Raw genomic sequence first — 12,176 nt, 5'->3', positions numbered from 1 at the left:
CATCATCATGCGGATCGCCATACTCGGCCTCGGAGAAGCCGGCCGGCTGTACGCCTCGGATCTGATCGCCATCGGCTGGCAGGTCTGGGCGTTCGATCCCGCACCGGTGCCGACGCCGCCTGGTCTGCGCCGGGCGTCGTCGATCGCCGAGGCCGTCAAACGGGCCGACGTCGTACTCGGGCTGACCGGAGCCCGGTTCGCCACACACGCCGCGGCCCAAGCCGCCGAGGCACTGACACCCGGTGCCTGCTACGCGGACTTCAACACCGGCTCTCCGGCCGAGAAGCGGGCGGCCGAGCGGGCTCTGGTCGGCACCGGAGCTGTGATGGCCGACGTCGCGGTACTCGCCCCGGTCCCGCGCCGAGGTGCGGCGACGCCCCTTCTGGCCTCCGGACCCGGTGCGGGCCGCCTCGCCCAGGCGTTCCGGGCCGCTGGGGCGGTGGTCGACGTGCTCGACGAACCGGTCGGCGCCGCCGCCGGGCGCAAGCTGCTGCGCAGCGTGTTCATGAAGGGAATGGCGGCCACAGTGCTCGAAGCGGTGTCGGCCGGTGCGGCGGCGGGGTGCGAGCAGTGGGTGCGCGACCAGATCGCCGGCGAACTGGGCGGCAACGGGACCGCCCTGGTGGCACGGCTGATCGACGGGACCCGGGAGCACGCCGCCCGGCGCGCGCACGAGGTGCGGGCGTGCCGGGACTACCTCGACGAGCTCGGCGCGTCCCATCCGGTGTGCGATGCGACGCAGGCTTGGCTCCGTGCGCTCGTGGAGGGTTGATGTCGGCGCGCGCCCGTTCAACCCTGGTTCGTCATGCCTTCCGCCAGCGGCGCGGACACAGCAGCCGGCACGGGGATGGAAAGGCCGCCCTGCGCCTGAAGTTCGTACAGCGCACCGATCACGCTCTGAAGATGCGAGCGCATCTCCCGTTCGGCGTCGTCCGGCATCGCGGCGACCACGGCGTGGATGATCGCCGAGTGCTCCTCGACGCCCCGGCTCGGTCGGCCCGGCAGCCGCGCCACACTGAACTGGTACCGCACGCTGCGGTAGCGCAGCCGGTCGAGGACGTCGACGGCCGCCGCGTGCCCGGCGAGCTCGCGGATGTGCTCGTGCACGTTCTCGCTGAGCCGGCTGTAAGCCGCGGTGTCGCCCGCCTCGACAGCGGCACGCATCTGGTCGTCCAGACGCCGCAGGTCGGCTCGCTCCTGAGCGGTGGCCCGCCGCGCCGCCTTCGCCGCGCACATCCCCTCGATGACAGCGCGCAACTCGGTGATCTCGACGGCCTCCGCGAGGGAGACCGGGCGCACCCGCGCGCCACGGTTGGGGGTGCGGGTGATCAGCCCGTCCGTGTCCAGGACCGTCAGCGCCGACCGCACCGCGCCGCGCGAGGCGCCGAACATCGCGGCGAGGTCGGCTTCCACCAGATGCCGGCCCGGCAGGAGTTCGCCGTGCGCGATGGCCAGTCTCACCCGGTCGACGAGATCGACGAGCGCTGTGGCCGGTGCGGGTTTGGTCTGATCCGAGGGGTTGTTCTCAGACGGGTTGTTCATCGTGTCCTTCGGGGTGGTCCAGGGCTTCGGCACGTGCCGCGGCCAGCGCAGCGGCCTGAGCTTCCTGCGGGTGGTCGGCCAGTGGCTCGACGCTCACCTCAAGCCAGGGGAACATCGGCAGCGACGACAACGCCTCGTGCAAATGCGTAGCGTCCCGGCATTCATAGAGAGCAACTGTGCCCGCGCTGCCGGGCGTACGCCAAAGCTTCCTGAGAACTCCTTGGGCCCGCAACTCCAGGGCCCGCTCGCGCTCGGCGGCGCGCAATCCTTCGCGCTCAGCGACGGGTGTGTCCGCCGGCAGCCGGTTGTGCGTACGTACCAACCATTCCATTTCAAGGTCCATGTCCGTCGGAGGCGTGTAGCCGGAGCGGGCCTGCCCGGTACTGCCTCAGTCCGCGAGAAGCAATGTCGCCAGGTCCCCGGGTGCGGTCACCATGGCTTCGTGGCCGGTGGCCAGTGCCCTGACGTCCCAGCCGAGCTTGCGGGCCCGTTCGGCGTGTGGCGCGAACACGCCTATCCAGTCCGTGCAGTCGAGGTACCGCGCCGGGATGCTCGCCGCCGCCGAGCCGGTCCGCACCGGCTCCGTGTAGGTGAGCCAGGGGTGCGGGGTCAGCCGCGGGGTCAGCCAGGCGAGGTCCGCCTCGCCGGTCACCCCCAGGACGGTCAGCGAGCGCGTCGGGATGAGCCAGCCGAACCCGGCGTCGCGCACCGACTCGCGGTAGTGCTGGGCGATCTCACCGGGCAGCAGATCGATGGCGGCCTCGCCGTCCTCGGGCACGAAGGCGTCCAGGTGGACCCTCAGGGCGAGCCGTTCCGGCCGGAGCTGCGCGACGCCGGCGACGACCTGGCCGGCGTAACTGTGTCCGACCAGGCAGACGTCGGTGAGGTCGTAGCTGTCGAGCAGCCGCACCACATCCTCGACGTGCGTGTTCAGCCCCACCTGCGGGGTGAGGGTGTGTGCCCGGTCGCTCACCCCGGTCAGCGTCGGGGTGTGGACCTCGTGCCCCGCGGCGCGCAGCAAGGGTGCGACGCGTTCCCAGCACCAGCCGCCGTGCCAGGCACCGGAGATCAACACGTATTTCACAGTCCGCAACCCTTCGCCGGCGCTTCAGTTCGTCGCTCGCTACATATTGTTGCCAATCTTGTTGACCATTGTCCAGGGTCAGATCCAGCTCCAAATAATATCAAATGCTGGTAAAAGCTGCAAAGAATTGGTCGAGCCTGCATCGCAGCCCTGCCTTGACGACAAAATTGTTAACGATTAACGTCCCCGACCATGAACCCGTCAGCCGCACACCGGAACCCCCAGGGAGTCGTGAGATGGCCGAGATCGTCGCCGCGGCCGCGGCCGTGCACGCCCCGCAATTGCTCAGCCGCCCCCCGTACGAGGAGATCGACAAACTCGACAACAGCACCGCCGCCCTGCACGCTTTCGGCCGGGTTCTGGACGCGGCCAGGCCCGACGCCGTGCTCGTCATCGGCATCGACCACCTGGAGACTTTCTGGCTGGAGGCGGTCCCCGCCTTCACCCTGGTCGTCTCGCAGGAGTGCGAGGCTGTCTACACCCGATGGCGCCGGCGCAAGGAGATCCACACCTCGCTCGCGGTGGACCTGCTCAAAGGCGTGATCGCGCGGGACTTCGACGTGACCTACTCACAGCAGGCCGAGTTGGGGCACGCGTTCTTGACCCCGTTCGAGCACATCCTCGGCGACAGCGACGTCCCCGTCATACCGCTGCTGGTCAATACCTACCTGCCACCGATCCCCAGCCCCCACCGCTGCTACGCGCTGGGGAAGGCCATCGCGGACGCACTGGCGGACCGGCCCGAGCGCATCGCGGTGATCGCCAGCGGCGGCATGTCCCACTTCCCCGGCACGTCCCGCTACACCGCGCCCAACTACGCGTTCGACAAGTGGCTGATCCAGGAGACCGCGGCCGGCCGCTATGACGACCTGCTCGGTCTCACCTCGGTCAACCTCGACGAGGTCGGCGAGAGCGAACTGCTGACCTGGTGCGTTCTGCTCGGCATCACCGGCGGCGAACTGCCTGGCCATCTGCTCTCCTACCAGGAGCTGTCCCACCACGGCCACGGGGTGATCCAGTTCGTTCCCGGACTTGGCCCGACGACTGAGCAGTCCGAGAGGTCCGAGAAGTTCGAGCAGCCGGAGCCAGAGCGGATCGCCCGCTACGGAGGCCACGTCTTCCGCCAAGAGGACTACGTCTACTACCGCTTCCCCGAACCGCGAAGCCTGCCGCTCAACCGGTTCCTGCGACAGATCGTCACGCAGACGGACTTCCGTTCCGCGTTCGTGGCGGACCGAGACGGTGCCATCGCGACCAGCGGCCTCGGCGCCGGCGAACGCGAGGCGCTGGCCGCCGACGGGTTCGACCGCCTGGTCGAACTCGGCGCGCACCCGCTGCTGGCGCTGTCCGCCTGGCAGGTCGTGAAGAACGACCTCGCCGCGGCGGGTTGACGCCTTCGCACGATCTATTGACGCGGCTTCCTCGCTGCTATCAGATGTACGCATAGAGGCTCACGTACGCTATACGTACAGTCACAGGAAAGAAGGGATGAAACATGTCCGGGACACCATCGGCGGCACTGAAGGGGGTCGCGGACGCGGAGTCGGATGACTCGGCTGCCGGGACGAAGCCCGCGATCGTCCTCGACCACATCGTCAAGACCTATGCGTCCGAGCCGAAGCAGGGCAGGAATCCGCGAGCTGTCGACGACCTGTCGCTGACGATCGAGCCAGGCGAGTTCTTCACCCTCCTGGGACCCTCTGGGTGCGGGAAGACCACCACCCTGCGCTCCATCGCGGGACTGGAGACGCCGGACTCCGGCGAGATCTCGCTGGCGGGGCGGACCGTGTACGGCTCGTCCGCCGGGATCAACGTCCCCAGCAACAAGCGCGGCATCGGCATGGTGTTCCAGTCATACGCCATCTGGCCGCACATGTCGGTCTTCGAGAACGTCGCGTTCCCCCTGCGAGTACGCGGCCGCGAGAGCCGGAGTTCGGCAGCGGAGCTCAGAACGGCCGTGCACCAGGCCCTTGAGACCGTCGAACTCGACGCCTACGCCAAGCGGTCGGCCACCCAACTGTCCGGCGGCCAGCAGCAGCGCCTGGCACTGGCCCGGGCCATGGTGGCCCAGCCGGAGATCATGCTCTTGGACGAACCGCTGTCCAACCTGGACGCCAAGCTCCGCGACACCATGCGGGTGGAGCTGAAACGGTTGCAGGCCGAGTCCGATTTCACCGCCGTCTACGTGACCCACGACCAGACCGAGGCCCTGGCGATGTCGACCCGGATCGCCGTCATGCAAGCCGGCGTCATCCAGCAGATCGGTGCACCACGGGAGATCTACGAGCACCCGGCCAACGCGTTCGTCGCCGGCTTCATAGGGCGAACGAACTTCGTCGAGGCGGAGGTCCTGCAGAGCCCTCAACCGGGCGTGAGTACCCACCTCGTCCAGTCCGCACTCGGCGTCCCACTGCCCGCACGAAGCGCGACGCCCACTCCCGCCGGTACCGCGGTCACCCTGTGCGTACGACCGGAGAACATCCGCCTGACCGCCCCCGCCGAGCAGACCACCGCGCACTCCATGACCGGCCGCGTGCTCTCAGCACAGTTCCTCGGCGAGTTGACCGAGTACACCGTGTGCGTCAACGACACCGCCCTGCTCGTCCGAGCCGAGGCCGACGTCCGCTTCAGCCGCGAGTCGACCGTCACGGTCGCCTTCGCCGCCGACGCCACGTGGCTACTCCCCCGCTGACCGCGCCCATCAGCCCACGAACCGACCCAGGCGTGACCACATTGAAGTCGCCCCTCTCCCTGGACTAGGATGTACGCATATCGTACAGAGTGGCAGATGCGTACAGGGGAGCATGGATGGGTGCGTCTGACGGTGTCGCGGCGGCGGAAGTCAAGGATGCCCGGCCACGGGGCGGCGGTGATGGCCTGGCCGGGCTGGCGAAGGGCATCGCGGTACTGGAGGCGTTCGCCGCTGCCAGGCTGCCGTTGACCATCGCCGAGACCGCCAGGTTGACCGATCTGAGCCGGCCCACCGCGAGGCGGTGCCTGCTGACCCTCACCGAGCTGGGCTACCTCCGGTTCGACGGCAAGCGCTTCACCCCGACCAGAAGGGTGCTTCGACTCGGCTCGGCCTACATCGGGTCCGATTCGCTGAGTTCGATCGCCCAGCCGTACCTCGAGAGTCTTCGCGACCTGCTCCGCGAGACAGTCGCCCTGACGGTGTGGGACGAGGGCGAGACGGTCGTCGTCGCACGCGCAGACGCAGACCGCGTGCTCGCCGTCGGCGGTCTGCTCGGCAGGCTGGGCAGGCGGCTTCCCGCCTACTGCACAGCCTCTGGACGCGTGTTCATGGCGGCGATGACGCCCGAGGAGGCAGCCGCCGCCCTGGCCGACCGCCAACCCCAGGCGCACACCCATCTCACCCTCACCGACCCCGAGGCCATTCTGCGAGCCGTCGACGAGGCGCGAACCGACGGCTACGCGCTGGTCGACAGTGAGATCGAGCTCGGCTACCTCGTGATCGCGGCCCCGGTCCTGGACTCGAACGGCAAGACCATCGCCGCGCTCTCGGTGAATGTCACCAACCCGCAGGTGGGCAGCGAGAAGGCACTCAGTGAGTTCCTTCCCGCCCTCCTGGAGCATGCCGACCGGATTTCTCGCCTGACCTGAAAGCCCGACCGGAACGGAAAGCCTGCCCCGAACAGAAAATCAGCCGGCAGGCAGATGGCGGTCGAGGAAGGACCAGGTTCGTTCCCAGGCCGCGGACGCGGCGCCCGCCTCGTAATTGCTCATGGGAGGTACTCCTCGTCCTTCCAGTCGGGCGGCTCACCGGCGCCGACGGACTTGCGCAACAGATAGCGCCAGCCGGCTTCGAGTTGGTGCGGGGGCCAGCACAGTGCGCGTTTGGCCAAGGCCTCGGCGGGATCGGAATGCACGGTCACGTGGCCGGCCGCCATCGCATCGAGCTGAGTACGGCAGGCCTGCTCCAGGAGCACGGCGTGCATGACGGCGGCGCCCACAGTGTTGCCCGCGGCGACCAGGCCGTGCTTGGGCATGAGAGCGGCGGGCGCGTCACCGATCGCGGCGGCGAGTCGCCGCCCCAGTTCCGGGCTCGCGATGAGGCTGCCGGTATCGCGGAAACGAGGCACATCCTCACCGCCGAACAGGGCACCCTCGTGAGAGACGGCCAGTAACGGTGTGCCCAGGGACGCGAAGGCCACAGCGGCTCGGGCGTGAGTATGCACCGAGCACTGCAATGCGCTTCGGGCACTGAGCAGTTCCAGATGGATCGGGCACTCCTTGTGGGGCGTCCCCGATCCGGCCAGGACTTCGCCATCGAAGGAGACGAGTTGCAGTCGCTCGTCCCGCACCTCCTCGAGCCCCCAGCCCGGGGCCTTGATCCAGATGCCTCGCCCTTCCGGATCGCGCACCGCGGCATGCCCCCAGATCATGTCGCCCTGTCCTGATGCAGCCAGGGCCCGGGACGCTAGGACCGCTTGGCGGCGTGCCTTCTCCACCGGTGTCATGACTCCTCCTCAGGTCTCACAGTTCCTCCTGTATTCGAACAGCAGCTATTCGGTTGCCAGCCGCATGTTCGCCGCTCACTCGGCGCCGTCGAGCCCGACTTCGGCAAGCCACAGGTTCCAGCCGCGTCGGGCCGCCGGGCTGTCGGGGCCGAGGTCGCGCCCGCTGACACCGCTCACACTGGCCATTTCCGCCGCGGACATCGCGACGACGGGTCCCCGCATCTGCCGGGCCGCGAGCAGTACCCGGGCATTTCGAGGCAGGTTCACCGCGGTGCTCACGGTCCTCAAGACCGAAGGCCCGCAGGAGGTGAAACCGTGCCCGCGCATGAGCACCATCGAGTGCCCGCCGAGAGTCGCCGCCAGATCACGCCCATGCTCGATCGTGGAGACCAGCAGGTTCGTCGCGTCGCCGAATCCGGTGCGGATGTCCCACCTCGGCACCTCCACACCGATATCGCTCACGCTCCGGATCACCGCCCGAAAGGGCTCGCTGGTGATGGTGAAGGGAAGGATCTCCTCGGTGTGCGCGTGCAAGACACAATGCACATCCGGGCGGGCGGCGTAGATGGCTGCGTGAATAAAGCGCTCGACATACGGCGCCCGCCTATCGTCGGCCATGGCGTCGCCTTCGAGGTCGAAACGCATGATGTCGCCTTCGCCGACTTGACTGGCACTCAACGACCGCGACAGATAGAAGGCTTCGGCGTCATCCGGGTCCCGTGCGCTGATGTGCCCGTAGGCGTTGAGCACCCCATGGTGCGCCAGGATCCGATTCGCGGCCACGATATCCGTGACTGTCGTCATTCACCCTTCCTTTCCTACCTGTGCGCCCACCTGAGGGCTCGGATTTCCCCGCGAAAGCCGCAGGTAGAGTAGCGCGAGCGGGGAAACGACAATGAGCATCAGCACGGTTATCATCGCAGCCTGTCCCGGGTTGCCGCCCGACCAGAGGTTCCAGACGGTGACGGAGAGCGTCATGTTGTCTCGCGAGAACATTATGAGAGGGACCGTCAAGTCCCGGAACGACAGGACCGCGAGCCATAGCCACGCGTTCTGGAATGTCGGCCGGAGCAGCGGCGCGAGTACCCGCCGAAAGGTTGTCAGAAGACTGGCCCCGGAGACGGCTGCCGCCTCCTCCAGCTCCGGATGAATCTGCATCAGAGCGGAGTTCGTCATTCGCGAGCCGAAACTCACCGCGACCAGCGACATGAGTACCACCAGCAGCAGGAGCGAACCGTAGAGCCCCCAGGACTTGGGGAGAACGAACAGCGAGAACAGGAACGCCCCCATTCCGAGGATCAGGCTGGGCACGGCGTGCGGGACGAACGCGACGTAGTCGAAGACTGCGCGAAATCTGTACTTCGAGCGGACAGTGATCCAGGAGAAGACGGTGCTCCAGATCAACGTGAGCGTCGGCACCGCGAGCATGATGATCACGGTATGGAGAAGGGCGCTGCGCACCAAAGGCCACGGCAATTGCGTGAGATTGTCCAGGTTGATCGAGGAGAGCGCGGACACCGAGAGGGGCTGCTGCTGAGGCGACAGCGCCGACCAGAGAACACCCAGCAGCGGCATGACCGTCGCGATGAGGATGTAGGAGCCGAGAAAGGCCCAGGCTCCCCAGGTCCAGCGCCCCAGTGCGACGACAGAGGGCTTGTAGTTCTTCCCGGTGATCACCCGATACTGATTCGCTCTCCGCAGCACACGTGAGTAGGACCAGCTCAGCAAGCCGCCGATCACGATCATGAAGGTGCTGAAAGCGGCGACCAGCCCGTACCGGGGAAAGCCCGCCTGGGGGTTCACGTTGTAGAAGAGGAAGGTGCTGAACGTGAACTTGCGCGCGGACAGGCCGATGATGGCGGGAATGTCGAAGGCCCCGAACGCGATGATGGCCACGTATAGCGTGGCGGCGAGAATGCTCGGCCACGACAGCGGCAGGGTCACTCGGCGCATCTGCTGCAGGAAGGTGCCGCCGGCGGTACGCGCGGCCTCCTCCAGGGACTGATCCATGGTCTTGAAGGTCGCCGAGGTCATGGCGAACACGACCGGCGCCAGGCTCAGACCCTGAACGAATCCCATCCCTGGAATCGTCACGACGTTGAAGGGGCCGGACTTGGTGTGGAACACCGAGGCGAAGAGCTCGTTCACCAGTCCCACGTGCGGGTGGAACATGATGAGCCACCCCATCGCGACGAAGAAGCCGGGGATCAGCATGCCCACGACGAAGAACGCGTGAACCATCGACTTGCCGGGAAGGTCCGTCCGCTCGATGATCCACGCGGCCGGCACGCCGATCAGCACCGAGGTCACGGTCGCGACCGCCATGTAGATCAGGGTGTTGCCGATCGACTGCACCGCGAACGAGCTCTGAAACAGGTCGTGGAAGTTCGTCCAGGTCGCGGTGCCGCGGATGCCATTCGTGTTGAAGGCGACGACGACGATCAGCCCGAGCAGCGACAGGATGGCCAGCGCGACGGCCGATGCGGCCAGGAGCAGACCGGCCGGCCCGATCGACCGTTCTCGACGTGCTCGCGTCTCATCCGGTGGCGCGGCGAGGACGTCGTCCGGCGGGGTTCTGGTCAGGGTCATCGATCCTCCTTAGTGAGGTGGTTCATCGCCCGCACGTCCCCACCGCTATTTCGTCTTGGTCAGGATCGAGACCTGGTTCTGAAGGTATTCGGAACTGGGCCAGTCCTTGTCAGCCAGGACAGCATCGAGATCCCAGTCGTGGAACGTGACACCGTCGGCCTGGCTCGCGGCGACCAACTTCTCTATATTCGAACCCTTGACGAAGACCGAATCCCCCGCCGCGACGTTCCACAGCGTGTCCTGTGCTTCACGGGTCATCAGGTAGTCGATGAAGAGTTGAGCGGCTGCCGGGTGTGCCGAATTCACCGGGGTCCCCAGCATGTACTGCGTCAGCATCGCCGCGTCGGACGGGATCACGTAGCGCAGGGCCCCGCCCGCGCGCATGTTCTCCAGCGTGGTGCTCTGATCGCAGTCGAAGGCGAGGGCGTCGAACTCACCGCTGAGCACCCGGTTGTCCTCGGTGCACGGAATGAGACCACCGAGCTGCTTGGAGAACGCGGTGATGTAGGAAAGGGCCTGGTCCTGGCCGATCGTCGCGGCGAAGTTGGGGAAGTTCGACGCGTACGGCGTGCTGGCGACGCGTCCCTTCCACCGCGGCGCGAGGAGGTCTTGCATCGACTTCGGCGGGTCGGTGACCTTCTTCGAGTTGTACGTGATGACCGGGATGCTGGTCACCACGGCGACGGCGACCCCGCCGCCTTGCACCGCCGGTTTGGGGATGTCGGTCGCCCACGACCAGTCCTCGGGTTTGAAGACGGTCACTCCGGCCCCGAGCAGCATCCGGAAGACCGCCGGATAGGCGATCATGATGTCGCTCGTCGAGTTCTGGCCAGCCTGGACCTCCTGGTCCAGGGATGCGGCCATCTGCGCCTGCGAGGGCCCGGGAGTGAAGCTCACCTTGAAGTCGGCGGGCAGTCCGAAGTGCTTCCGGAAACCCTCGGCCAGTTTGGGCAGGCCCTTTGTCCCGCCCAGAACCCCTTCGCCCCACACGAGGTTCAGCTGCCCCTCCTGCTTGGCTTGCTGGACCACCTGGCTCAGACTCGAGGCGGTGAATTTGGCGCCTCCGCCCGCGGACCCCACGGAGGAGGAGCATGCCGCGGTGGCCATGACCATCGCGAGGACAACCAGAGTGACGGTGGACCGGACTCGTCTGTTCATCAACAGGAACACTCCGTTCTGCATCGATTGGAGACGGCTCTGTAAGGGGCTAGGCCCAGGTCGTGTCGAGCGGCTCGCCGCGGTCGAACGCGTCAAGATGCCGCCGCCACATCCGCCGGACTTGCACGACTCCCTTGTCCGATTCGCCGAGCCGCTCGTTTTCCCGATCGGCCAGCCGGCCCATGCCGACCTGCGCGACGTGGTCTTCGAGATTGACCAGGTCCGGGTGGTCCAGGAAGTCGGTGATGGGCGCCTTGCCGGCGATGATGAGCTCGGCGGCGTCGATCGCCGATATAAAGGGTTCCCGTCGTGCGGCTACCTCCTCCCGCCTGCGCACGTGTGCTGCTACGCCTTCCGGAGTGAGGAAGTGGCCCATGACGCCGAAGCTCATGTGAACCTCGTCGTCGATCGGGACGCGCCAGGCGAACTGTTCGAGCAGGCCGTTGCGGCCGGCCACGACGAGGTGGAGTGCGTTGGGCATGAGGAAGGTGGCTCGGTAAGGGCTGTCCTGGTCGATCTCGCGGGTGTGGATCAGGGACCTCCCCCGGTGCACGGTGATGGGCGTCTGGTGCGCCGCGGCCGGTGAGAAACCCTCCTTGGTCCGATTCGGATCGGACGAGAGCCGATGAGTGAAGGGCACGTGTGCGTGGTCGACGCCGTTCTCCACATTGGAGAAGAAGTTGCAGCGTCGCGTGTACTCGAGGGGCTCGATGACAGCAGCTGACTCGAAGTCATGTCCGTGCTCGCGGGAGAACCCCGCGAGATCCGGGAACGGCGGCTCCGCACCCCGGCCCAGGAAGACGAAGATCAGCCCGTAGGCCTCACGCGTCGGGTACGAGCGCACCGATGCCTTCCGCACCAGCGCCTCCGACTCGCCGGGAGCCTCAAGACACCGTCCGTCGGGCCCGAACTTCCAGCCGTGGAACATGCATCGCAGGCCGCCGTCTTCAACCGTCCCCACGGACAGGACGGTGAGCCGGTGCGCACACCGCGGGGCCAGCACGGCGGCCTGGCCGTCCCGGCCGCGGTAGAGCGTGAACTGCTCCCCCATGACGGTCAGCGGATGCGCGGTCCCGTTCGGAACGTCCTGCGATTTCTTGACCGGCTGCCAGTAACTGCGCATCAGGCGACCCGCAACCGTGCCGGGTCCGGTGTAGACCGGGTCTTTGACTTCCTCCTCGGCCCCCGTGGCCTCATCGTTGGTCATCTTGTTGGCGATCGCGGTCACAGACGGATCCTCCTCGGCTGCGTGAAGTCTGTACGCATTCCGTACGCACTCCTGTATGCGTACATCGGACCCCAGGAGGAGGACGACGTCAAGAGAT

General features: G+C 67.0%; 12 protein-coding genes. 4 read left to right on the top strand and 8 right to left on the bottom strand.

The window, feature by feature from the left end; all coding sequences use genetic code 11:
- Nucleotides 1-7 precede the first annotated feature (7 nt).
- Nucleotides 8-772, top strand: coding sequence for a DUF1932 domain-containing protein (locus IZR01_RS16255; RefSeq protein WP_194924338.1), 765 nt, complete (start codon nucleotides 8-10; stop codon nucleotides 770-772).
- Between the two features lie 17 nt (nucleotides 773-789).
- Here IZR01_RS16255 and IZR01_RS16250 read toward each other — a convergent pair whose 3' ends face one another.
- The 3 genes from IZR01_RS16250 to IZR01_RS16240 are packed head-to-tail and all read right to left on the bottom strand — an operon-like array spanning nucleotide 790 to nucleotide 2,626.
- Nucleotides 790-1,542: a GntR family transcriptional regulator gene (locus IZR01_RS16250; RefSeq protein ID WP_194924337.1), complete on the bottom strand. Its 753-nt coding sequence runs from the start codon at nucleotides 1,540-1,542 to the stop codon at nucleotides 790-792.
- Nucleotides 1,526-1,885 (bottom strand): muconolactone Delta-isomerase, encoded by a 360-nt coding sequence (locus IZR01_RS16245; protein WP_228559605.1) that lies wholly within the window; start codon nucleotides 1,883-1,885, stop codon nucleotides 1,526-1,528. Before IZR01_RS16245 ends, IZR01_RS16250 begins: the two co-directional genes overlap by 17 nt.
- A gap of 45 nt (nucleotides 1,886-1,930) precedes the next feature.
- On the bottom strand, nucleotides 1,931-2,626 hold the full coding sequence (locus IZR01_RS16240) for an alpha/beta fold hydrolase (RefSeq protein WP_194892720.1): 696 nt from the start codon (nucleotides 2,624-2,626) through the stop codon (nucleotides 1,931-1,933).
- A gap of 236 nt (nucleotides 2,627-2,862) precedes the next feature.
- Here IZR01_RS16240 and IZR01_RS16235 point away from each other — a divergent pair, with 236 nt between their 5' ends.
- The 3 genes from IZR01_RS16235 (at nucleotide 2,863) to IZR01_RS16225 (ending at nucleotide 6,247) form a co-directional block, all read left to right on the top strand.
- Nucleotides 2,863-4,017, top strand: a complete 1,155-nt coding sequence (locus tag IZR01_RS16235) for a DODA-type extradiol aromatic ring-opening family dioxygenase (protein WP_194892721.1) — start codon at nucleotides 2,863-2,865, stop codon at nucleotides 4,015-4,017.
- A gap of 104 nt (nucleotides 4,018-4,121) precedes the next feature.
- Nucleotides 4,122-5,318, top strand: coding sequence for an ABC transporter ATP-binding protein (locus IZR01_RS16230; protein WP_194892722.1), 1,197 nt, complete (start codon nucleotides 4,122-4,124; stop codon nucleotides 5,316-5,318).
- A 116-nt stretch (nucleotides 5,319-5,434) separates the two neighbouring features.
- Complete coding sequence (locus IZR01_RS16225) at nucleotides 5,435-6,247, top strand: IclR family transcriptional regulator domain-containing protein (RefSeq protein WP_194892723.1); 813 nt, start codon at nucleotides 5,435-5,437, stop codon at nucleotides 6,245-6,247.
- A 119-nt stretch (nucleotides 6,248-6,366) separates the two neighbouring features.
- Here IZR01_RS16225 and IZR01_RS16220 read toward each other — a convergent pair whose 3' ends face one another.
- The 5 genes from IZR01_RS16220 to IZR01_RS16200 form a co-directional block, all read right to left on the bottom strand.
- Nucleotides 6,367-7,104: a class II aldolase/adducin family protein gene (locus IZR01_RS16220; RefSeq protein WP_194892724.1), complete on the bottom strand. Its 738-nt coding sequence runs from the start codon at nucleotides 7,102-7,104 to the stop codon at nucleotides 6,367-6,369.
- A gap of 75 nt (nucleotides 7,105-7,179) precedes the next feature.
- Nucleotides 7,180-7,887, bottom strand: a complete 708-nt coding sequence (locus tag IZR01_RS16215) for a class II aldolase/adducin family protein (RefSeq protein ID WP_194892725.1) — start codon at nucleotides 7,885-7,887, stop codon at nucleotides 7,180-7,182.
- Nucleotides 7,888-7,908: 21 nt separating this feature from the next.
- Complete coding sequence (locus IZR01_RS16210) at nucleotides 7,909-9,693, bottom strand: ABC transporter permease (RefSeq protein ID WP_194924336.1); 1,785 nt, start codon at nucleotides 9,691-9,693, stop codon at nucleotides 7,909-7,911.
- Nucleotides 9,694-9,738: 45 nt separating this feature from the next.
- Nucleotides 9,739-10,851 (bottom strand): ABC transporter substrate-binding protein, encoded by a 1,113-nt coding sequence (locus IZR01_RS16205; protein WP_194892727.1) that lies wholly within the window; start codon nucleotides 10,849-10,851, stop codon nucleotides 9,739-9,741.
- 49 nt (nucleotides 10,852-10,900) lie between these two features.
- The gene (locus IZR01_RS16200) at nucleotides 10,901-12,079 is read right to left on the bottom strand and encodes a Rieske 2Fe-2S domain-containing protein (RefSeq protein WP_194892728.1); all 1,179 of its coding nucleotides are present in this window, start codon (nucleotides 12,077-12,079) and stop codon (nucleotides 10,901-10,903) included.
- Between the last annotated feature and the right edge of the window lie 97 nt (nucleotides 12,080-12,176).

The sequence above is a fragment of the Catenulispora pinisilvae genome (assembly GCF_015356865.1).
GTDB classification, from domain to species: Bacteria; Actinomycetota; Actinomycetes; order Streptomycetales; family Catenulisporaceae; genus Catenulispora; species Catenulispora pinisilvae.
The sequence above is the reverse complement of the archived record's forward strand: the minus strand, read 5'-3'. Positions and strand labels throughout refer to the sequence as shown.

What these genes read in the sequence shown, in the direction of transcription:
- IZR01_RS16235 (WP_194892721.1), top strand. Translation starts at nt 2,863, where the DNA reads ATGGCCGAGATCGTCGCCGCGGCCGCGGCCGTGCACGCCCCGCAATTG.
- IZR01_RS16245 (WP_228559605.1), bottom strand. Translation starts at nt 1,885, where the DNA reads ATGGACCTTGAAATGGAATGGTTGGTACGTACGCACAACCGGCTGCCG.
- IZR01_RS16220 (WP_194892724.1), bottom strand. Translation starts at nt 7,104, where the DNA reads ATGACACCGGTGGAGAAGGCACGCCGCCAAGCGGTCCTAGCGTCCCGG.
- IZR01_RS16230 (WP_194892722.1), top strand. Translation starts at nt 4,122, where the DNA reads ATGTCCGGGACACCATCGGCGGCACTGAAGGGGGTCGCGGACGCGGAG.
- IZR01_RS16225 (WP_194892723.1), top strand. Translation starts at nt 5,435, where the DNA reads ATGGGTGCGTCTGACGGTGTCGCGGCGGCGGAAGTCAAGGATGCCCGG.
- IZR01_RS16205 (WP_194892727.1), bottom strand. Translation starts at nt 10,851, where the DNA reads ATGAACAGACGAGTCCGGTCCACCGTCACTCTGGTTGTCCTCGCGATG.
- IZR01_RS16255 (WP_194924338.1), top strand. Translation starts at nt 8, where the DNA reads ATGCGGATCGCCATACTCGGCCTCGGAGAAGCCGGCCGGCTGTACGCC.
- IZR01_RS16250 (WP_194924337.1), bottom strand. Translation starts at nt 1,542, where the DNA reads ATGAACAACCCGTCTGAGAACAACCCCTCGGATCAGACCAAACCCGCA.
- IZR01_RS16210 (WP_194924336.1), bottom strand. Translation starts at nt 9,693, where the DNA reads ATGACCCTGACCAGAACCCCGCCGGACGACGTCCTCGCCGCGCCACCG.